At 53.0% G+C, this 17,571-nt stretch carries 28 protein-coding genes; 9 read left to right on the top strand and 19 right to left on the bottom strand.

All coding sequences use genetic code 11. The features are described from left to right. The first annotated feature begins 92 nt into the window (after positions 1-92). Both deoC and ACYQ27_RS12050 read left to right on the top strand, forming a co-directional pair. Positions 93-758: a deoxyribose-phosphate aldolase gene (deoC, locus tag ACYQ27_RS12055; RefSeq protein WP_456453120.1), complete on the top strand. Its 666-nt coding sequence runs from the start codon at positions 93-95 to the stop codon at positions 756-758. Further along, positions 751-1,056 carry a family 4B encapsulin nanocompartment shell protein gene (locus tag ACYQ27_RS12050; RefSeq protein ID WP_456453106.1) on the top strand — a complete coding sequence of 102 codons (306 nt, stop codon included), beginning with the start codon at positions 751-753 and terminating at the stop codon, positions 1,054-1,056. Before deoC ends, ACYQ27_RS12050 begins: the two co-directional genes overlap by 8 nt. On the opposite strand, the gene ACYQ27_RS12045 is transcribed toward ACYQ27_RS12050, so the two are convergent. Then, positions 1,053-1,655: an ECF transporter S component gene (locus ACYQ27_RS12045; RefSeq protein WP_456453108.1), complete on the bottom strand. Its 603-nt coding sequence runs from the start codon at positions 1,653-1,655 to the stop codon at positions 1,053-1,055. The two genes, ACYQ27_RS12050 and ACYQ27_RS12045, sit on opposite strands and share 4 nt — an antisense overlap. Before the next feature lie 111 nt (positions 1,656-1,766). Beyond that, the gene (locus ACYQ27_RS12040) at positions 1,767-3,104 is read right to left on the bottom strand and encodes an ornithine aminotransferase (RefSeq protein WP_460041881.1); all 1,338 of its coding nucleotides are present in this window, start codon (positions 3,102-3,104) and stop codon (positions 1,767-1,769) included. 182 nt (positions 3,105-3,286) lie between these two features. On the opposite strand from ACYQ27_RS12040, the gene ACYQ27_RS12035 reads away from it, so the two are divergent. Continuing rightward, positions 3,287-3,604 (top strand): hypothetical protein, encoded by a 318-nt coding sequence (locus tag ACYQ27_RS12035; protein WP_456452158.1) that lies wholly within the window; start codon positions 3,287-3,289, stop codon positions 3,602-3,604. On the opposite strand, the gene trxB is transcribed toward ACYQ27_RS12035, so the two are convergent. The 3 genes from trxB to ACYQ27_RS12020 form a co-directional block, all read right to left on the bottom strand. Then, entirely contained in the window at positions 3,587-4,579 is a 993-nt protein-coding gene (gene trxB / locus ACYQ27_RS12030) for a thioredoxin-disulfide reductase (protein ID WP_456452160.1), read from the bottom strand. The genes ACYQ27_RS12035 and trxB overlap by 18 nt on opposite strands. A gap of 75 nt (positions 4,580-4,654) precedes the next feature. Further along, entirely contained in the window at positions 4,655-5,188 is a 534-nt protein-coding gene (locus tag ACYQ27_RS12025; protein ID WP_460041880.1) for a metal-dependent hydrolase, read from the bottom strand. A 5-nt stretch (positions 5,189-5,193) separates the two neighbouring features. Further along, positions 5,194-6,399, bottom strand: a complete 1,206-nt coding sequence (locus ACYQ27_RS12020; RefSeq protein WP_456452193.1) for an AAA family ATPase — start codon at positions 6,397-6,399, stop codon at positions 5,194-5,196. A gap of 65 nt (positions 6,400-6,464) precedes the next feature. Here ACYQ27_RS12020 and ACYQ27_RS12015 point away from each other — a divergent pair, with 65 nt between their 5' ends. The 6 genes from ACYQ27_RS12015 (at position 6,465) to ACYQ27_RS11990 (ending at position 9,387) form a co-directional block, all read left to right on the top strand. Then, positions 6,465-6,959, top strand: a complete 495-nt coding sequence (locus ACYQ27_RS12015) for a THUMP domain-containing protein (protein WP_456394320.1) — start codon at positions 6,465-6,467, stop codon at positions 6,957-6,959. A gap of 93 nt (positions 6,960-7,052) precedes the next feature. Continuing rightward, positions 7,053-7,754, top strand: coding sequence for a SagB/ThcOx family dehydrogenase (locus ACYQ27_RS12010; protein ID WP_456452162.1), 702 nt, complete (start codon positions 7,053-7,055; stop codon positions 7,752-7,754). Beyond that, entirely contained in the window at positions 7,751-7,927 is a 177-nt protein-coding gene (locus tag ACYQ27_RS12005; protein ID WP_456394322.1) for a hypothetical protein, read from the top strand. Before ACYQ27_RS12010 ends, ACYQ27_RS12005 begins: the two co-directional genes overlap by 4 nt. Before the next feature lie 11 nt (positions 7,928-7,938). Continuing rightward, the gene (locus ACYQ27_RS12000; protein ID WP_456452164.1) at positions 7,939-8,490 is read left to right on the top strand and encodes a ferritin-like domain-containing protein; all 552 of its coding nucleotides are present in this window, start codon (positions 7,939-7,941) and stop codon (positions 8,488-8,490) included. Between the two features lie 104 nt (positions 8,491-8,594). Next, positions 8,595-9,089 (top strand): ferritin family protein, encoded by a 495-nt coding sequence (locus ACYQ27_RS11995; RefSeq protein ID WP_456452166.1) that lies wholly within the window; start codon positions 8,595-8,597, stop codon positions 9,087-9,089. Positions 9,090-9,219: 130 nt separating this feature from the next. Then, complete coding sequence (locus ACYQ27_RS11990) at positions 9,220-9,387, top strand: hypothetical protein (RefSeq protein WP_460041700.1); 168 nt, start codon at positions 9,220-9,222, stop codon at positions 9,385-9,387. Positions 9,388-9,396: 9 nt separating this feature from the next. Here the strand turns inward: ACYQ27_RS11990 and ACYQ27_RS11985 are convergent, their stop codons facing one another. The 14 genes from ACYQ27_RS11985 to ACYQ27_RS11920 all read right to left on the bottom strand — a co-directional run bounded on the left by ACYQ27_RS11985 (position 9,397) and on the right by ACYQ27_RS11920 (position 17,538). Further along, positions 9,397-9,855: a 4Fe-4S dicluster domain-containing protein gene (locus tag ACYQ27_RS11985; RefSeq protein WP_456394325.1), complete on the bottom strand. Its 459-nt coding sequence runs from the start codon at positions 9,853-9,855 to the stop codon at positions 9,397-9,399. A gap of 3 nt (positions 9,856-9,858) precedes the next feature. Further along, positions 9,859-10,824 carry a respiratory chain complex I subunit 1 family protein gene (locus ACYQ27_RS11980; RefSeq protein WP_456394326.1) on the bottom strand — a complete coding sequence of 322 codons (966 nt, stop codon included), beginning with the start codon at positions 10,822-10,824 and terminating at the stop codon, positions 9,859-9,861. Between the two features lie 88 nt (positions 10,825-10,912). Next, complete coding sequence (locus tag ACYQ27_RS11975) at positions 10,913-12,154, bottom strand: hydrogenase large subunit (protein WP_456452168.1); 1,242 nt, start codon at positions 12,152-12,154, stop codon at positions 10,913-10,915. Further along, positions 12,151-12,714, bottom strand: a complete 564-nt coding sequence (locus ACYQ27_RS11970; protein WP_456452170.1) for an NADH-quinone oxidoreductase subunit C — start codon at positions 12,712-12,714, stop codon at positions 12,151-12,153. The genes ACYQ27_RS11975 and ACYQ27_RS11970 overlap by 4 nt, the downstream gene beginning before the upstream one ends. Beyond that, positions 12,711-13,154, bottom strand: coding sequence for an NADH-quinone oxidoreductase subunit B family protein (locus ACYQ27_RS11965; protein ID WP_456394329.1), 444 nt, complete (start codon positions 13,152-13,154; stop codon positions 12,711-12,713). The genes ACYQ27_RS11970 and ACYQ27_RS11965 overlap by 4 nt, the downstream gene beginning before the upstream one ends. 1 nt (position 13,155) lies before the next feature. Further along, on the bottom strand, positions 13,156-13,497 hold the full coding sequence (gene mbhI, locus ACYQ27_RS11960; RefSeq protein WP_456394330.1) for a membrane-bound hydrogenase complex subunit MbhI: 342 nt from the start codon (positions 13,495-13,497) through the stop codon (positions 13,156-13,158). Further along, a complete protein-coding gene (locus ACYQ27_RS11955; RefSeq protein WP_456394331.1) occupies positions 13,494-15,047 on the bottom strand; it encodes a proton-conducting transporter transmembrane domain-containing protein in 1,554 nt (517 codons plus the stop codon). The genes mbhI and ACYQ27_RS11955 overlap by 4 nt, the downstream gene beginning before the upstream one ends. Beyond that, a complete protein-coding gene (locus ACYQ27_RS11950) occupies positions 15,044-15,412 on the bottom strand; it encodes a sodium:proton antiporter (protein WP_456394332.1) in 369 nt (122 codons plus the stop codon). Before ACYQ27_RS11950 ends, ACYQ27_RS11955 begins: the two co-directional genes overlap by 4 nt. After that, positions 15,402-15,869 (bottom strand): MnhB domain-containing protein, encoded by a 468-nt coding sequence (locus tag ACYQ27_RS11945; protein ID WP_456394333.1) that lies wholly within the window; start codon positions 15,867-15,869, stop codon positions 15,402-15,404. The genes ACYQ27_RS11950 and ACYQ27_RS11945 overlap by 11 nt, the downstream gene beginning before the upstream one ends. After that, positions 15,866-16,138, bottom strand: a complete 273-nt coding sequence (gene mbhE / locus ACYQ27_RS11940; RefSeq protein ID WP_456394334.1) for a hydrogen gas-evolving membrane-bound hydrogenase subunit E — start codon at positions 16,136-16,138, stop codon at positions 15,866-15,868. Before mbhE ends, ACYQ27_RS11945 begins: the two co-directional genes overlap by 4 nt. Beyond that, complete coding sequence (locus tag ACYQ27_RS11935) at positions 16,135-16,398, bottom strand: hydrogenase subunit MbhD domain-containing protein (protein WP_456394335.1); 264 nt, start codon at positions 16,396-16,398, stop codon at positions 16,135-16,137. The genes mbhE and ACYQ27_RS11935 overlap by 4 nt, the downstream gene beginning before the upstream one ends. Next, entirely contained in the window at positions 16,395-16,748 is a 354-nt protein-coding gene (mnhG, locus tag ACYQ27_RS11930) for a monovalent cation/H(+) antiporter subunit G (protein ID WP_460041699.1), read from the bottom strand. Before mnhG ends, ACYQ27_RS11935 begins: the two co-directional genes overlap by 4 nt. Next, the gene (locus tag ACYQ27_RS11925) at positions 16,745-17,038 is read right to left on the bottom strand and encodes a cation:proton antiporter (RefSeq protein WP_456394337.1); all 294 of its coding nucleotides are present in this window, start codon (positions 17,036-17,038) and stop codon (positions 16,745-16,747) included. Before ACYQ27_RS11925 ends, mnhG begins: the two co-directional genes overlap by 4 nt. Beyond that, positions 17,035-17,538 carry a Na+/H+ antiporter subunit E gene (locus ACYQ27_RS11920; RefSeq protein ID WP_456452172.1) on the bottom strand — a complete coding sequence of 168 codons (504 nt, stop codon included), beginning with the start codon at positions 17,536-17,538 and terminating at the stop codon, positions 17,035-17,037. Before ACYQ27_RS11920 ends, ACYQ27_RS11925 begins: the two co-directional genes overlap by 4 nt. Between the last annotated feature and the right edge of the window lie 33 nt (positions 17,539-17,571).

Genomic DNA, 17,571 nt, shown 5'->3' with positions numbered 1-17,571 from the left:
GTTCCCATATCCTCAAATTTTCCTGAAAGCTGCACATTTTTGAGGGAAAAGGCCTAAATATTTCCCATGCATAATAGAGTCTGGTGGTTGGGATGAAAAGGAATATTGCCGGATACATAGATCACACGAACCTGAAGGCATACGCCACTGGGGAGGATATAATCAAACTCTGCAGGGAGGCCATGGAGTACGGCTTCTATGCAGTATGCGTTAATCCCTACCGGGTGAAGCTTGCGAAGGAAACGCTGAAGGGCAGCGGTGTTAAGGTCGCCACCGTCATCGGCTTTCCCCTCGGGGCTACGCCGACTGAGGTGAAGGTCTTTGAGGCGAAGAAGGCACTGGAGGGCGGAGCTGATGAGCTGGACATGGTCATCAACATCGGGGCGCTCAAGGATAAAGACTACGACTACGTTAGGAATGACATAGCCGAGGTTGTAAAGGTCGCCCACGAGAAAAACGCTAAGGTCAAGGTCATCATCGAGACATGCTACCTCACAGAGGAGGAGAAGGTAAAGGCATGCGAGCTGGCGAAGGAAGCCGGAGCGGACTTCGTGAAGACCTCAACGGGCTTCGGAACCGGAGGGGCAACTGTTGAGGACGTCAGGCTTATGAGGAAGGTCGTCGGTGAGGGGATGGGCGTTAAGGCGGCAGGAGGAATCAGGACATACGAGCAGGCATTGGCCATGATTGAGGCCGGTGCGACCAGACTCGGAACATCGAGCGGCGTAAAAATAGTGGAGGGTGCGGGGGATGGATGAGGGCCTGGGCATGAGGGAGGAAGTCGAGGAGCTGCTCAGATCCGCCATAAACGAGCTAACTAAGGAGGGCCTGAATCCCGACATAATGCTCGCAGGCCCGAAGTTTATTTCATACGCGGGGGACTTTCTGTCGGAATATGCCCTCTCCGTCTATAAGGTCGATGAGCTTGAATACGATGCGGTTATAGCTGACTCCCAGTATCTCGGACAGATGAGGAAGGCATCGAGGAGGGTTTCCATAGAGCCTCTCCTAAAAGAGAAAGCAATGTGGGAGGAGTTCCGGAGCATAGATGTTTAAACGAGGTCTTCGACCTCGGGGTATATTCTTTTTATCATATATGCCAGACCGCCGCCCACGATGACACCCGTCACGGCCTGCGTTATGTTGACCGGAACCTCCACCTTTGCATTTCCCAGCCCAACGAGGTATATCTCCGCCACGAAGTAGCCGAGTATCATGACGGTTCCGCCTATTATTGTCGCCAGCATTGTCATCGAGAAGTCATTCCTGCCTTTTGATGCAATGTATCCGACGAGGAGGCCCTCAAGCCCCTTGACCACGAGGGTTATCGGTGCCCATCCAGCATAGCCGCCGACGATATCACCGAGGGCAGAGCCCACACCGCCTGCAAATGCCCCTACGGCCGGGCCGAAGAGAACAGCGGCAAACATGACCATGGTGTCCCCGAAGTTGAGGTAGCCTCCGGTCTGGGCTACGTTGATTTTTATCAGGTTTGTTGCAACCGTGACGAGGGCCGCCATAATGCCGGATATGGCCACCGTGTTTGCCTGTTTGAATTTGTTCTTATTTGCATAGACATAGGTAAGGTAGAGGAGAGTAATCCCCATGAGAATCCATTTTGCATACGGGACGAGGGCTTCGGTGGGATCGCCCATGCTATCACCTCCATTTTCAAGTTTTAGCTTGAGTTTTTTTATTTAAAAGTCTTTGCATATCTGAATGTGCAAGAAAAGCCAAAAATTGCCAAAAATATAGGGGAAGGAGAATCAGCCGAGGGCAGCCTTGAGGCTCTCCTCGAATATCTCCATCGCTACATCTATTTCCTCTTTCTGGACAATGAGCGGCGGGATGAAGCGTATGCTGTTGTCGCCGCAGCCGAGGAGTATGAGGCCCCTCTTGACGGCTTCCTTCACAATCCTGTTCCTGAGCTCCGGAGCTTTCTCCCTGGTGTCCTTGCTCTTGACGATCTCGACGGCCTGAGCCAATCCGAGACCTCTGGCGTCTCCTATGACCTCGTACTTCTCCATTAGCTCTTCGAGGCGTTTGTGGAGGTAGTCTCCGACCTCCTGGACGTGCGGGAGGAGCTCCCTGGCTATCTCGACGACCTCAAGGCCGGCGGCTATGGCAACGGGGTTGCCGCCGAAGGTCGAGGCGTGCCTGCCCGGCTTGTCGAAGGCTATCTCAGCCCTGTGGACGACACCAGCTAGGGGTATTCCTCCACCTATGGCCTTGCCGAACTGGATGGTGTCTGGGGCTATGCCAAAGTGCTCGATGGCCCAGAACCTTCCTGTCCTGCCGACGCCCATCTGAACCTCGTCGTCAGCCAGGAGTATGCCGTAGCTGTCCGCCAGCTTCTTGAGCTCCTTGAAGAAGTTCTTCGGCGGGACGACGTAGCCGCCCTCACCCTGTATCGGCTCGAAGACTATCGCTCCAACCTCCTCGGGCGGGACGTGTCTAAACACGTACTCCTCGATGAACTCTATGACCCTGTTGACGAGCTCGTCCGGTTCGGCGTAGCCGTCTATGTGCCAGGGGTTCCTGTATGGGTTCGGGTAGGGTATGTGCTCGACGCCCGGCATTGTCGGGAAGAACCTGTCCTGCTGAACCCACTTGCTTGCCGTCAGGCTGAGAACGGCCTGACTTCTCCCGTGGAATGCGTGATAAAACGCGATGAACCTCTTCCTGCCGGTGCCGTACTTGACGAGCTTCATCATGGCCTCGTTTGCCTCTGCCCCGCTGTTCTGGTAGACGACCTTCTTCGGGAAGTCGCCCGGTGAAAGCTCCGCCAGCTTCTGGGCGAGTGTTATTGCGTTCTCGTAGAAGAAGTCGTTCAGGGCGAAGTGGGTAAATCTTTCAGCCTGCTTCTTTATTGCCTCGACGACCCTCGGGTGGACGTGGCCGACGTTCAAAACTCCAACGCCGCTTCCGAAGTCGTAGAATGCGTTTCCATCGATATCATAAACGAATATACCTTCTCCGTGGTCTATGACTATCGGAAGGGTTTCCGGATCCTGCGTTGTCGTTGCAAGGAGTTCAAAATTCTTCTCTATAACCTCCCTGGCCTTCGGCCCCGGGAGTTTCTTAACCTCGGGTCTCTTCACCATGACAATCACCGGAGAAACTACACGTGAAACTATATAACTCTATGTTCATCAATGCACATGTTTGACCGAAGAATTTTCGATAAACGTCCGATAAGAGTGAGTTTGCAAAAGATAGCTGTTCATGAGGGCGCAAAGTTAATAAACTTTCAATGGTGTTGTTTTTCGGTGGTTAGGTAGTGAATATGGGTAAGCTCGATGGGATTGAACTTGAAAAGGCTTCACCGTTTGAGGAGCCCCGCGGAAATCGGGTTTATCGTTCTCTGATGGCCATGATGGTCGCTCTTATTTTTGGCGTTGTGTTTTCATATCTCTTTGACGAAAAAATTGGGGTATTCATCTTCATTCAGGCTCTTTTTACTGGGATGGTTTCATTTACGAAGCAGGAAACTCCCAGGAGTGAGCCGTACATAATAGGCAACTCCAGTGGAATAGTGTATTTGACAAAAGAGGAGCTTAGAGAAAGGCTTAAAAAGAAGGAAACCTCACTCAACAACCTTTGAGTTCCACTCCTCCAGCAGTTCCTTCGCTGAGTTTGCAGCGATAGCTCCCTGACCCACCGCCACAGCAATCTGCTTGAAGACGTTGGTTATGTCGCCGGCAGCGAAGATGCCCTTTACTTTGGTGCGCATGTACATATCCACCGGGATGTAGCCGTACTCATCGGTTATGCCGAGGTGCCTGACGAAATCGGTCTTCGGCTCGTAGCCGATGAAGATGAAGACCCCATCAACGGCCATCTCGCTCTCCTCGCCTGTAACGCGGTTCCTCAGCTTAACGGCCTCGACCCTGTTTTTGCCGATTATCTCCGTGACAACCGTGTTCAGTATCGCCGGAATTCCTGCCTCCTTAAACCTGTCCTGAAGTATCTTGTCCGCTCTGAACTTATCCCGCCTGTGGACGAGCGTCACATTAACCCCTATACTCTTGAGGTAGAGGGCTTCCTGTAAGGCCGTGTTGCCGCCGCCAACCACTATTACCTTCTTCCCCTTGAAGAGCGGGCCGTCACAGGTGGCGCAGTAGGAAACACCCCTTCCGGTCAGCTCCTCCTCTCCCGGGATGTTGAGCTTTCTCGGGGAGGCACCGACCGCTATTATTATGGTCTTGGTCTTATACTCCCTGCCGTTCTTCGTCTTCACCACGAACTTGCACGGCCCCTCGTAGTACGCGCACTCGGTCGGGTCTATTCTCTCCACATCGTCGAAGACCACATCAACGCCGAGCTTCTTGGCCTGCTCGTGCATCCTCGCGGTGAGCTCAGAACCGCTTATGCCATCGGGAAATCCCGGATAGTTCTCTATGATGTCGGTCAGCGCCATGTTTCCTCCCAGATCCCTGCTCACTATCCTCGTCTCAAGGCCGAAGCGGGCGGCGTATATGGCTGCCGTGAATCCCGCGGGCCCGGCCCCTATGATAAGGACATCCCAGACTTTACCTTCGTCCTCTTTAGAGCGTGAAAATCCTGTCAAACTGAACATTTTCTCACCTCCAGATTCAGCTGATTTGAGTCATTTAAAAGCATTATGGAACATTTATGGTTAATGAATGGGAGCTCATACAATGGCCACGTCCCTGTCGAGGATTAGATGAAGGGTGTAGCCGCTGAATGCAGCGAAGCCAACCATGAGGGCCTCCCCGTAGCTGATTCCAATTCCAAAATGGGCGAGGGCAAACGCCGTCCCCCCGTATATCAGGGCAAAAAGGAGGGAATGGACTATGCCCCGGTGCTTCGGCATAACCGCTGTGAATGCATACCATGAAGCGAAGGCTGCCGCTGCCGCTATCAGCCAGCTGATTGTCAGGTTCACCCAGCTCCAGGAGGAGACGCTGATATATGGATAACTCCTGATGAAAACCGCACTCCCGACCGCGACGGCAACCAGAGGCTTCGTTCCGCGGTGTATCAGTGCATCTGGATGATCCATGTCCGGCAAATCGCTCCCGAGAACGTAGAATGCATAGCCCAGGATGAGGGCAATTGAAGTGAGCCTGAAGGGGACTCCTGCAGCCGACAGAACGCCGGCAACAGCCACGGCTGCAGGGTAACTGATTATGCCGCTGAGCACGTGGACGTCGTAGTTCGGCATGTGCATCACACTTCTTCCGTCCCTGTCTCCTCCCTTTCGAGGAACTTTCTGACGTACTCCGGAACCTTGTAGTTGCCCTTCGGATCGCCGACGAGGAAGCCGAGCCTTATTAACTCCTCAAGCTGGTCATAGACCTGTATCCCCGGCTTCTTTGCCTCCTTTGCAACCTGAATGTAGCTGACCGGCCCCCCTCTGAACTTGTGCACTATGATCTCCACGAGATCCTTGTACTCCTTCGGAATCCTCGTCAGATACTCCTCAAGGCTCTTGGGCTCCTCAAGGATCGTCGTAACAACGTAGTCGTCTATCGGGTCGAACTTGTGCTTTGCAGATTCGCTGAGCACGTAGTGGAGAAGCCTTAAAATCTGCCTCGGGTTCCCGTGTCCGAGCTCGTGGATGAGCTTTATCGCCTCCTCTGTGAATGGATAGAGCGGGTCGGCAGTGTCCCGGATTCTGACCCTGTTGAGCCTTTTCTTCACGAGCTCATATGCCTCATCAATGCTCATCGGCCTTAACCTGAACTCGTAGTGGAGGCGCATGAAGAATGCGGGGAATATCTTCGAGTATTCCTCGTAGGCCTCGGGGATGCAGGCAAATGCCACGATGCACCCCTGCGGCATGTTGCTTATGAAGTGCCTGAGCATCTCAAAAAACTGGATTTTATCCTGCTCCCTCGCCGTCTGCATGTTCTCCAGCTCATCGAGGAGGAGGGCACAGTAGGGGTATTTTCCCATCTGCTCCGTCAGGAGTTCTGCTATGTCCCTCGATTTGTACTCCTGGGTCGAGCTCAGCATCTTCTCAAGCCTGTCTATGAAGCCCAGCTTTCTGCTGAGGTTCTCAAGGAATATGTTCGTCCTGCTCCTCGGCGGCTTTAGTGCGTAGAAGATGTCCCTCGTGAGTTTGAGTATGTCGTTCGTGTCGACCTTCACGTATATGGCCTTTCCCCTGCTGTCGCTTATGGCCTTTGCGATGCTCTTGAGCCTCTGGGTCTTCCCCATCCCGAGGGGACCGATTATGGACAGTGCGATTGAGCTTCTGTTCCCTATGACCTCCGAAATTATCATGGAGAGGCGCATGTCAATTTCCTGATAAACATGAATGCTCTCAACGTCGCTTATTCCCTCACTCGCGAGCTGCTCGAAGGGATTCCTTGATAACCCATAGATTTCATAACCTTCAATGGGATAAAGTTTAAGGCCTCTTGGCTCCATTTTACCCACCAAGTTTAAATTTAAAGCCACAGACATATAAAAGCTTGTCCATTGGAGGTGTTCTGATGACACTTCTGCTCGTTACTGTTCCGACAGGGAGGGAGGGGGATGCATCCCTTGAGCTTGAGTGGGCTCTGGGTGAAGTCCTGATCAGAAGGACGGAGTGGAAGGGGGTTCTGATAGTCGAAACCCCCCTTTTGAGGGAGGAGGCATTGAGGAGGATTGAGGAATTTGAAACCCAGTCGATTTTCAGGGTCATCCCCATAGATGAGTTCGTGAGGAGCGAGGAAAATGAGATCATTGAAAGGGCTTTTGAGATAGCGGTGGCCAGAATAAAACCGGGCGAGAGCTTCGCGGTAAGGTGCAGGAGGCGGGGGAGCAGAATAAAATCCTGCAGGCGGGTCGAGGTCGAGCTGGGGGCGAGGATAAAGGCCGAGACAGGAGCGGTCGTCGACCTGGGCTCGCCCGTGTGGTACGTTCTCGTGGAGGTTCTGGGCAGGAAGGCAGGGATAGGTGTCGTCAGGGCCGAGGAGCTGGTAAAGAAGGCGGTTGAAGAGTAGGTATGTGCTGGGCCGTTTTCGGGGCATTGCCCGGCTTAACGGCGCACAGCCCTAAAGGCAAATCTAAAATAGGTGAAGGCCGATATATAAATTATGAACTACAGACAGCTTTCCTATGCGGTCGTCCTTCTGGTGTTTGCTTCCTCCCTTCTGATAGTCATCAAGCCGTATCTTGAGATTGAAAGCGGGGGTGGTATCATTTCAGGTGAGGTCATAAAACTCCCGGAGCCCAGACTCCAGGGGAGTATGAGCCTTGAGGAGGCCATAGCGAGGAGGAAGAGCATACGCTCATACAGGAATGAACCCCTGACGCTGGAACAGCTTTCCCAGCTGCTCTGGGCCGCCCAGGGGGTAACGCATGAGAAAAAACGGAGCGCGCCGAGTGCGGGGGCAACGTATCCCTTTGAGATTTACGTCGTGGTCGGAAATGTGAGGGGGCTGAAGCCGGGTATCTATCGCTACGACCCATTTGAACACGCCATAGCTCTGGTCAGGGAGGGGGACTACAGGAAGGCCCTTCAGAAGGCTGCCCTTGATCAGGCATGGGTTGGAAATGCCGCCATAGACATAGTTCTCGTGGCATTTTACGAAAGGACCACCGGCTACTACGGTGACAGGGGAATCAGATACGTGCATATGGAGGCGGGGCACATAGGGGAGAACATATACCTGCAGGCAACTGCGCTCGGCCTCGGAACCGTGGCCGTGGGGGCTTTTCACGATGACAGGGTCGCGGAGGTAATAGGGACGGACGGAGACCCGATATACATCTTCCCGGTGGGGGTGCCGAGATGATAGACCACCACACGCTGGGCTACGCCGTCTTCGTGCTTATGAGCATCACAATGCTCAGCGGGGCCCTTATATTCATTGAGAAGAGGATGAACCGGCTGTGGATTGCACTTCACGTCATCCTGGGTGTTGTGACCTACATCCTGATGGTTCTCCTGATATGGCTGGTCAGGTAGGGGGGTTATTTATGGGAATTGACATGACTGCAATTGTGGAGAAACTCGCTGGTCTCAGCGAAAAAGAGGCATTATCCTACTGGATAAAAGGAGAATACGAAGAGGCCCATCTTTACTGGGGGCTAGCTGAGAGAGCAAAAGAGCTTGGATTGGATGATGAATTAGTAGAAACTTTTGCTATTCTGGCGAAAGAGTCCAAAGGGCATGGAGACAGACTTTTTGAGATATACAGACGGCGTTATGGGGAGCAGCTTGAGAAGGTTGATATTCCCCCGGTTGAGGTGCTTCCTTTGATTGAAAAGTTCAAAAAAGCATCGGATGTGATATCCGTCCTCTATGAAGCCATGAAGAGCGAGCTTTTGGCTAAGGCTATCTATGAGGAGCTGATGAAAAAAGAGGAAAATGGGGACGTTGGAAAGGTGTATGAATACCTCGCACTGATGGAGCAGGATCATTATAACCAGCTCAAGAAGGAATATGAGATTTGCTTGAGGAAATATTCCAGTGGGATTGAGATATCTTCCCAAACATCAATGGAAGAGGAAATTATGATTCATAGATAACTCTGTTTTTGAAAACTCCTTTTACGTACCTGTTCATCCATTAAAAATCTTTCTTAGACGTTTATACCACAAAAAAGATAAAAAGAAAGCCCTATGCTTCACCGGTGGTTGAAATGGAGGATTTTGACGGACTGCTGCTCCAGCTGAAAGAGCTGGATTTGAGGGAGCTCCTGAGCTACTGGATTTTAAATGAGAGAAAGAAGGCCGAGCTATATGAGATGCTCGCCCGGAAGGCCAGGGAGCTCGGGCTCGACGATTCCGCATACGACATCTTCAAGCTGCTTTCACTGGAGGCCATCCGGCATGATAGAAAGCTCATGTCGGTCTATGAGCGGACATTCAATACAAAAGAACTCCTTCCTGTAACGCTGCCTTCCGTGTCGCTGGCTGAGAAGCTTGAGGAGAGCGGCGATGTTTTCAGGGTTCTTGAGGCCGCTCTCCGGCTTGAAGCACTGGCCGAGGAGGTTTATAAAATACTCGCTGGAACGGCAACCGATGAGTACATGAAAGCGGTTTTCAGCTACCTTGGTTCGACGGAGAGGCTTCACAGGAGAACGATTGAGAGCCTGATCAAGGAATACAGGTACGGCCATGCATAGCACTGGCACGCAAAGGCCAGAACAGAATAAAATTAGATGGAATGGGCTGTTTCATAGGTGATAATTTTCGTGACTTTTGTAAGGTTTTTGTTTTGCGTAATTTTTAAATAGTTCTGGAGTTTATTTTTGAATGGTGTGGCGGTCTCCGATATGTGGGGTGCTTAAGCCCGAATGGGGACTGTCAAAGCTTCCGGAGATGTGGGGAGTAACCGTTCCCCCCGAAAGCCCTCCCATGAAGATGGGAGGAGGGAAGGTTAGCCGTAACGACGTTTACAAACCTTACACAAGTTACGGCTAACCAGAACGGCTAAACTCCCCCTTCCTTTGCCTCGGGCGGCTCCTCTATGAGGTTGTCGCTGTACTTGTCGTAGTCAGCCAGCAGGAAGTCCTCGCTCATCCTGAGGGCTTTGACGTTTTTCTTTTCCCCCGGGAACTTCTTGCCCGGGCAGATGTCGACGCAGAGGGCGCAGAACATGCATCTTGAGACGTAGTGCCTTATCTTCCTCAGCTCTGGAATCCACTCCATCGCATCGGCGGGGCACACCTTTATGCACAGCTGGCAGCCTATGCACCTCTCAGGGTCGTAGACCAGCTTCCCCCTGAAGCCCTCCGGAACCGGGACCGGCGGGTTTATCTTCACCTCTCCCCTCTGAACCTTCTCTATAAGCTCGGTTACGTTTTTTGGTGCATGCTTGACCGGGAACGGGTTTGTGGCGGGCTTTTTGACGAGCTGCTTCAGCAGTACGAACATCATCTTGTTGACCATGCTTCACACCCCCATCCACACGAGAGCCAGCCCGACGAGCGCTATGATGTTCACGTAGACCCAGAACACCCTTGATGCCTGCTCTATTCTGAACCTTGCGAATGACGTCCTGACAAGCGTTATTGCCAGCAGGTAGACCACGAGCACCTTGAAGAGGAACCAGAGTCCTTCCACGATGTAGAGGGCCGGGCCGGTAAGGCTCAGGTTGAATATAGAGCTCAGCGTGAAAGGTATGAAGAGCACAACCTCTATTGCCGCCATTGCGAAGCCCCTGACCGCATCCGAGAGGTAGAACAGGGCCAGGTTCCTTCCGCTGTATTCTGCCAGCATACCTTCGGCTATTTCCGTTTCAGCCTCAGCTATGTCGAAGGGGAGCTTTGCGAGCTCTGCAGGTGTTACTATCAGGAGCGCCACGAGGAGGAGCAGAATTCCTATGCCGGCTAAAGGCCCGACCATGTTCCAGACGGGCGTCGTGGCGATGGTCGTCAGCGAAAAGCTCCTGTATACAAGGGCGAAGCCCACTATGACCGTTGCAAGGGGCATCTCGTAGCTCATCATGAGAACCATTTCTCTCTGGGCCCCAACCGATGAGAACGGACTTCCCGAGGCAAAGCCGCCTATGGCCATTGCGAGGGACTGGAGCGTCAGCAGGTAGAGTATGACGACCAGGTCACCGTATCCCTCAAGGGGGGCCTTCAGAATGCCGAAGGGTATGTAGAGCAGCAGCGTCATCGAGGAGGCGAATGCCACAAGGGGCATGGCGTTGAAGAGCCACGCCACAGCATTCTCCGGGACTATCGTTTCCTTGAGGAGGAGCTTTCCTACGTCCCAGAAGGGCTGCCTTATGGGCGGCCCTATCCTCGACGTTAGCCTCGCGGATACACGCCTGTCGATACCCTTGTACACAAGTCCGAGGAAGACCCCGAGGATGGGGAAGGCAAATGCATAGGTTATGAACTCAGGGGTCATTCTCTCACCCCCTCAGCCCCTGCCGCCGGAATTCTGTCTTCAAGACTGGTCTTTCCGGTAGTGGGTGCCTGCTTATTATTGTAATTCCTCATTCTCTCACCCCCAGCTCCCTCTTGAGCCTCATTGTTTTTTCGACCGCCTTCCTGTGTATGAGCGAGTAGTCCATGATCCTGCCATCCCTGTCCCTCACGACAGCGACCCTGTCGTTGCAGCACATGCACGGGTCAATGTATGCCACGACTATCGGGATATCCGCAACCTCCGCCCCGAGGAGCAGGGGCGCCCAGCTGTTGATGTTGTTGTAGCTCGGGGCAACGACCTTCCACACGGCCGGACCGTCCCGGGTTCCGTCGTATTTGAAGTAGTGCACGACCTCCCCTCTCGGTGCCTCGTGCATCCCGATGGCCTCCCCCTTCGTCTTCTTTATTTTGCTCAGCAGGACGACGTAGTTCGGAATCGCCATTATCTTTCCTTCAGGCATGTTCTCGATGCAGAACTCGATTATGTCAAGGCTCTGCTCTATCTCGTAGAGCCTCACGAGGGTTATGTCGTATGCGTCTCCCCTTGCCTCTCCAACTATATCCTGGGGAACTATCGCCCTGACCTCTATGTCGGCATATGCATCGTAGGGGTTGTCCTGTCTGACGTCCATTCTCAGCCCTGCAGCCCTCGCCACCGGGCCGCACACGTTCAGCTTGAGCGCCATCTCCCTTGACAGCTGTGCGACCCCCCTTGTTCTGGCCTTGTAGACCGGGTCGGAGAGGAACACGTTCTTCATTTCCTCTGTGAATATCCTGTAGAAGTCAATCGCCTCCTTTATCGCCTTTATCTGCGACTCCTTGATGTCCCTCCTCACACCGCCTATCATGAAGACCGAGTAGTTGATTCTGTTGCCCGTGAGCAGCTCCAGCAGGTCGAGAACCTTCTCCCTTCCCTTCCATGTCCAGAAGAGGAGGGAGTCAAAGCCCATCTCGTGGGCAACGACGCCGAGCCACAGGATGTGGCTGTGAATTCTCTCAAGCTCCGCTATTATGGGCCTTATGTACTGCGCCCTCGGCGGGGCCTCAATTCCAAGCGCCTTCTCGCTGCCTATGACGAATGCATATGGATGGGAGATGGAGCAGATGCCGCAGATTCTCTCGGACAGGTAGAGCGTCTGTATGGCGTTCCTTTTCATGCCCATGTATTCTATTCCCCTGTGGGCGAATCCCCTCTTGACATCCACCCTGACTATCCTCTCTCCCTCCACCTCGGCCTCGACCCTTATGGGCTCCTTCAGTGCGGGATGAATCGGGCCGACCGGAACATAGTACTGGGTTTTCGCCATCATTCACCCCTCCCCTTCCTTATCTCTTTGACGCTCTTGTGGGTGTGCTTCACCATGTCCTCAACTCCGTACTCATCCCTTCTCCACGGATACTTGCCCTCAGGCCAGTCGTCCGGAAGGAACAGGTGTCTCTTGTTCTTCAGCCCCTCGAACTCAATGCCGAGCATCTCCCTGATTTCCCTCTCGTTGGTCTCAGCTCCGGGCATTAAATCGGTGATTGTCGGCAGAACGAGCTCGCTTTTCGGCAGGTTAAACTTCAGCACGATGCTAACCTGCTCCCACGGGAGGCCGTGGTAAAGCGCAAATCCGTATATCATCTTTATCGTATCTCCGCCGCTGTCCTCCCCCATTATGAAGTGCAGGTGGGGATAGTCGAGCCTGAAAATCTCCTCCACCGCCTTTCTGAATGCCTTTCGGTCTATCTCCATCCATATCTCCCTGTAGGACCTCTTTTTTGCAATTCCCACGGTGTATTCCTTCATTCCATGTGAGAGGATAGCCTCTCCAAGGGCCTCCTGCAGCTTTTCAATGACCTTTTCAGGTGTTAGCGGTTTTCCTCTCATTCCTTACCCTCCAGCTGTTTTTCTAGCTTCTCTATCTTGAGCCACGCCTTGACGACTCCGTCTATGATGGCCTCAGGTCTCGGAGGACAGCCGGGAATGTAAACGTCAACGGGGATTATCTCGTCTATCGGCCCGGCTATGTTGTAGGAGTCGTAGAAGACCCCTCCGCTCGTTCCGCAGCATCCTATGACCACCACTGCCTTGGGATCGGGCATCTGCTCGTATATCCTCTTCAGCTTGTCGGCGAAGTCCCTCGGGATTGCTCCCGTGACGAGGAGGACATCCGCATGCCTCGGGCTGCCGACGAGCCTGATTCCAAAGCGTTCAGCATCATAGCGCGGTGTCAGTGCTGCGATGATTTCGATATCGCAGGCGTTACAGCTTCCTCCTGAGGCATGGAAAACCCAGAGGGAGCGCTTAAAGCTGTAAAGCTTTCCCATCTTACACACCTCCCACGAGGATAAAGAGTATCACGGCCCCTATCCCAAGGTACCAGAGTATGTAGTCCCTCAGGTCTCCCGTGTGCATTCTTCTGAGCACATCATAGTACTCCTTCATGGCCTCTATGAATCCCCAGTAGATGTCCCCTGCCCTGACCATTATCTTCTCCTTTGAGGGCTCCGCATTTCCGCTGAGGTAGGGCTTTACCTGCTCGGTGTTTGGCTTGTAGCCCGGGTTGCCCCTTGAGTAGATGATGTATCCTATGATTCCGAAGAGGATCAGGAATATCAGCCAGAGCACGGGATCCCAGAATCCCGAAGGTGAAAGCAGAGTGAAGTTCATGCCAGACCACCCCATGACTGGTATTGTGCCAGCTTGAGCAGAGCATCAACGGCCGGATAAATCAGATTCTTGAGCACCACATTCGGGAACAGACCGAAGAGTATGCACAGCACTGCGAGGATTATCATTGCTGCCACCATCGGTTTCGGAACCTCCCTGACCTCGTTATACTTCTCAAGCGGCGGGCCTAGGAATGCCGATGCAAATACCTTGACGAACGATGCAAGCGTTAAAACGCTCGTTACCATTGCTATAACCGCAAGGAGCGGATTGAGCTGGTAGGAGGTCTCGTAGATGAGGAACTTGCTGGCGAATCCGTTGAATGGCGGGATTCCGGATATTGCAGCGGCTCCAACTATGAAGGCTATCGTGGTGTAGGGCATCCTTCTCGCCAGTCCGCCCATCTCGTTTAGGTTCCTCGTGCCTGTCACGTAGAACAGAGCTCCCGCGGTCATTAGGAGGAGGCTCTTGTAGATTATGTGGTTTATGATGTGGAATATTCCTCCCGCCATTGCGGTTCTTCCAAATGCAGAAAGCTTGGCCGGGTCGTTGAGAACCGTTAAACCGACGCCAACACCGAGGAGCATGTAGCCCGTCTGCGAGATGGCGTGGTAGCTCATGAGCCTCTTGACATCCTTCTGAACTAATGCCATGGTAACTCCTATGAACATCGTAAGCACTCCGAGGATGCTCATTATCCAGCCCACTCTTGCCATGTTCCATGTGATTGCCCCGAAGAGGCTGAAGCTAACCCTGAACAGGGCGTAGAGGCTTGCATACGTGGCCACCAGCAGCGTCGGGTTTATGCCCGCCGGAACCTCCGTGTATGCATCCGGCACCCAGTAGTGCATCGGAACCGAACCGCACTTCATAGCGAACGAGACGAAGAGCAGTCCGAGGGCTATCATATCGACGGTATCAAAGTGTATCTGCGTGCTCAGGTATGCTATGTTGAGGTTGCCGTACTGGCCGTAGAGGAGGCCTATCGAGAACAGCACCATGAGCGAAGCGACCGCGCTCACGATGAGGTACTTTATTCCCGCTTCGCTTGCCTCCCCCCTGTAGTTCCTGAAGCCCACTAAGGCGGAACCTGCTATTCCCGCTATCTCAAGGAACACGAAGAGGTTGAACAGGTCTCCTGTCAGAACCATGCCGAGGATTCCCACCTCGAGCAGGAGGAGCAGCGCGTAGTACTTCTCAAGGCCGCTCTCCATTCTAACGTGGCTGTATGAATACAGCGCCCCGATGAAGCTCATGAGTGTTGCCGAAAGTGCCATGAACGCCCCTATGGCGTCAATTTCAAATATGATTCTAACGGGAACCCTGTATCCTGAGGGAAGCACCAGCGAGGGGTTCTTTGCACCGAAGACATAGACGATGATTCCCTTGCTGAGAACCTCCTGAACGAGGAGGAGCGACAGACCAAGGGTTGCGGCCGTGATTATTATCGCCCACATTGATGCCAGGCTGTAGCGCTTCTTGAGCAGGGGTGTTGTGAATGCTCCGAAGAGAGGAACGGCTATCATCAAAGCCGGTAGGTGCTCCATCATCCCCTCAGCCTCCTAATCTTTGTAACATCAAGGGTTCCGTAATGCCTGTATATGTTGACGGCAAAGGCCAGCATGAGCGCTGAGACCGCGACACCGATAACGATGCTCGTGAGGGTGAGCGCTTGGGGTGTCGGCAGAACCATGTTCCCAACGGCCTTTTTCGGTGCCAGTGTGTATATAGGCGCATAGCCGCCTTTGACGTATCCCAGTGCAATCAGGAAGAGGTTTACGGCCCCTTCGAGGATTTCAACTCCGATGACGACCTTTATCAGGTTTCGCTTGAAGCCTATCGTGTAAAAGCCCAGTGCAAGCAGGAGAGCCACCACGATGAAGGGGAAGTTTATTGCTATTATATCACCATTCATCTTTTTTCCCTCCCAAGAGCAGGAAGAATATCAGCACTATGCTTGTGAGGCCTGCCAGTACCTTCATTCCGACGAATATGTTCATGTATGCCAGTGTTCCACCCGTGTTCAGGAAGCCCGGGTTTATCCCTATGGGTGTCCTTCCTCCAAATATGAACCCGCTGTTTGCTATGACGTTCCTGAAGAAGGTGTAACCCATCAGGCCGAGAAGCGCCATTCCGAGGAAGCCGAGGGCACCTATGCTCTCAAGCGGGCTTAAGGGAACTTTATCAAACCTCTTTTTGACGACATCGGTTTCGCACGCCACTATCAGCAGGGCCAGTCCGCTTGCAAAGACCGCGCCTCCCTGAAAGCCACCGCCGGGTGTCAGATGCCCGTGGAGGATGATGTATGCACCGAAGACGAGTATCAGCGGTGCCAGTATCCTCGTCGTTGTTTTGATGATTGTGGTTGTCATGAGCTCACCCCCCTCTTGCGGAGGGCCATGAGGACACCCGCAACCGCCGTGAAGAGAACCGTGGCCTCACCGAGGGTATCGAAACCTCTGTAATCGAAGACTATGCTCGTCACAACGTTGTTTGCCGATGCCTGCTCCTGTGCATGGGTTATGAAGTAGTGATCCATCTCGGCGTGAGGAGGAGCACCAAATGGCCTCAGGCTCATTGATGCGGCCAGCAGGAACAGCGTGAATCCAAGGAAAGCAAACAATCCCAGAGCTTTTCTCATTCTATCACCTCCTCATCTGTGGTGTTCTTTATTGCGAGCAGATACATCGCTGTCGTCAGACATGCCCCAACTCCTGCCTCTGCTATCGCAACATCCGGCGCCTGGAGGACGTAGAATTCCAGCGAGAGAATCAGGCTGAAGACCGCCATTGCGATGACCGCGGATATCAGGTTCTTGAACCTCACGGCCGCTATTGCGCTTATGAGGAGCCCCAGCCCGACCAGCACCTGCAGTACCCAGAACAGCTCACCGAAGTTCATAGCCTCCCCTCCAGTTCGTCTATTACCGCTCCATAAGGTCTTATTCCGGATTTTCTTGCCGCCCTTCCCAGGGCATGAGCTCCCACCGGATTCGTCAGGACGAGGAATATAACCACCAGCGCTGAATGTATGCCTATCGTTATCCATGCGGGATCCCTTGCGACCCAGTAGTAGGAGTAGATGGAATAGGTAACCGTGGCGAGCACGATGAATATCGTTCCGAATGTGGTGCACTTCGTTGCGGCGTGGATTCTCGTATACACGTCAGGGAATCTGAGGATTCCTATGCTTGCAAGGAAGTTGAATGCAACTCCTATCCCCAGGAAAAGTCCTATGATGGCCTCTATCATGAGCCTTCCCTCCCGTAGATGACCCCCACTCTTTTCTTCACGAGATACCTCGCTATGTAGAGCGTGGCTATGTAGCTCAGAACCGCATAGACAAGGGCAACATCAATGAAAACCGCCTGCTTTGTTATTACTCCGTAGAGAACCATTGCGCCTGCAGTTGTGGTGGTCATTGAGTCGAGGGCTACAGCCCTGTCGGGAATCGTTGGGCCGAGCAGCAGCCTGATGAGGGTTAGCATGGCCGAAAACATCAGGAGTATCAGCGCCCACATGAATATGCCTATAACCGTCATTCCGCAATCCTCCTTGCCCATTTTGGAAGGTAGCCGCAGAGCTCCTCAGGAGTGGGTTTCTCCTTTCCGGGCGGGACGTTTATCCAGTGAACGTAGAAGTTACCCTCATCGTCAATCTCAAGTGTAAACGTCCCCGGTGTCAGGGTTATTGAGTTGGCGAGCAGTGTTTTGCTCTCATCCCTCGTGAGTCCCGGGGAGATTTTGACTATTCCCGGTCTGATCTTGCCTGTGATGACCCTGTAGGCGACGTCGAGGTTTGCCTTTGCCATTGCAAAGAAGAACGGACCGAGTGCATACACTATGAACAGTATCCACCTCTTGGGATTGAAGAAGTAATCGAGCTTTTCGCTCATGATGTTCCTTGTTGCATAGCCTATGATCGCTGCTATCACCACTCCGGCTATCAGCTCTGCCGGGCTCCATGCTATTATGCTTCCTGAGCCTGCTGTTAGTATTAGGTAGACGATCAGAGACCATATGAACGATGTGGCAAATCCCATTTTCCCACCTCAACTTTAAGTTTTAAACCGATA

This window comes from Thermococcus atlanticus (assembly GCF_054657855.1).
This window is presented reverse-complemented; position numbering and strand designations above follow the sequence as displayed.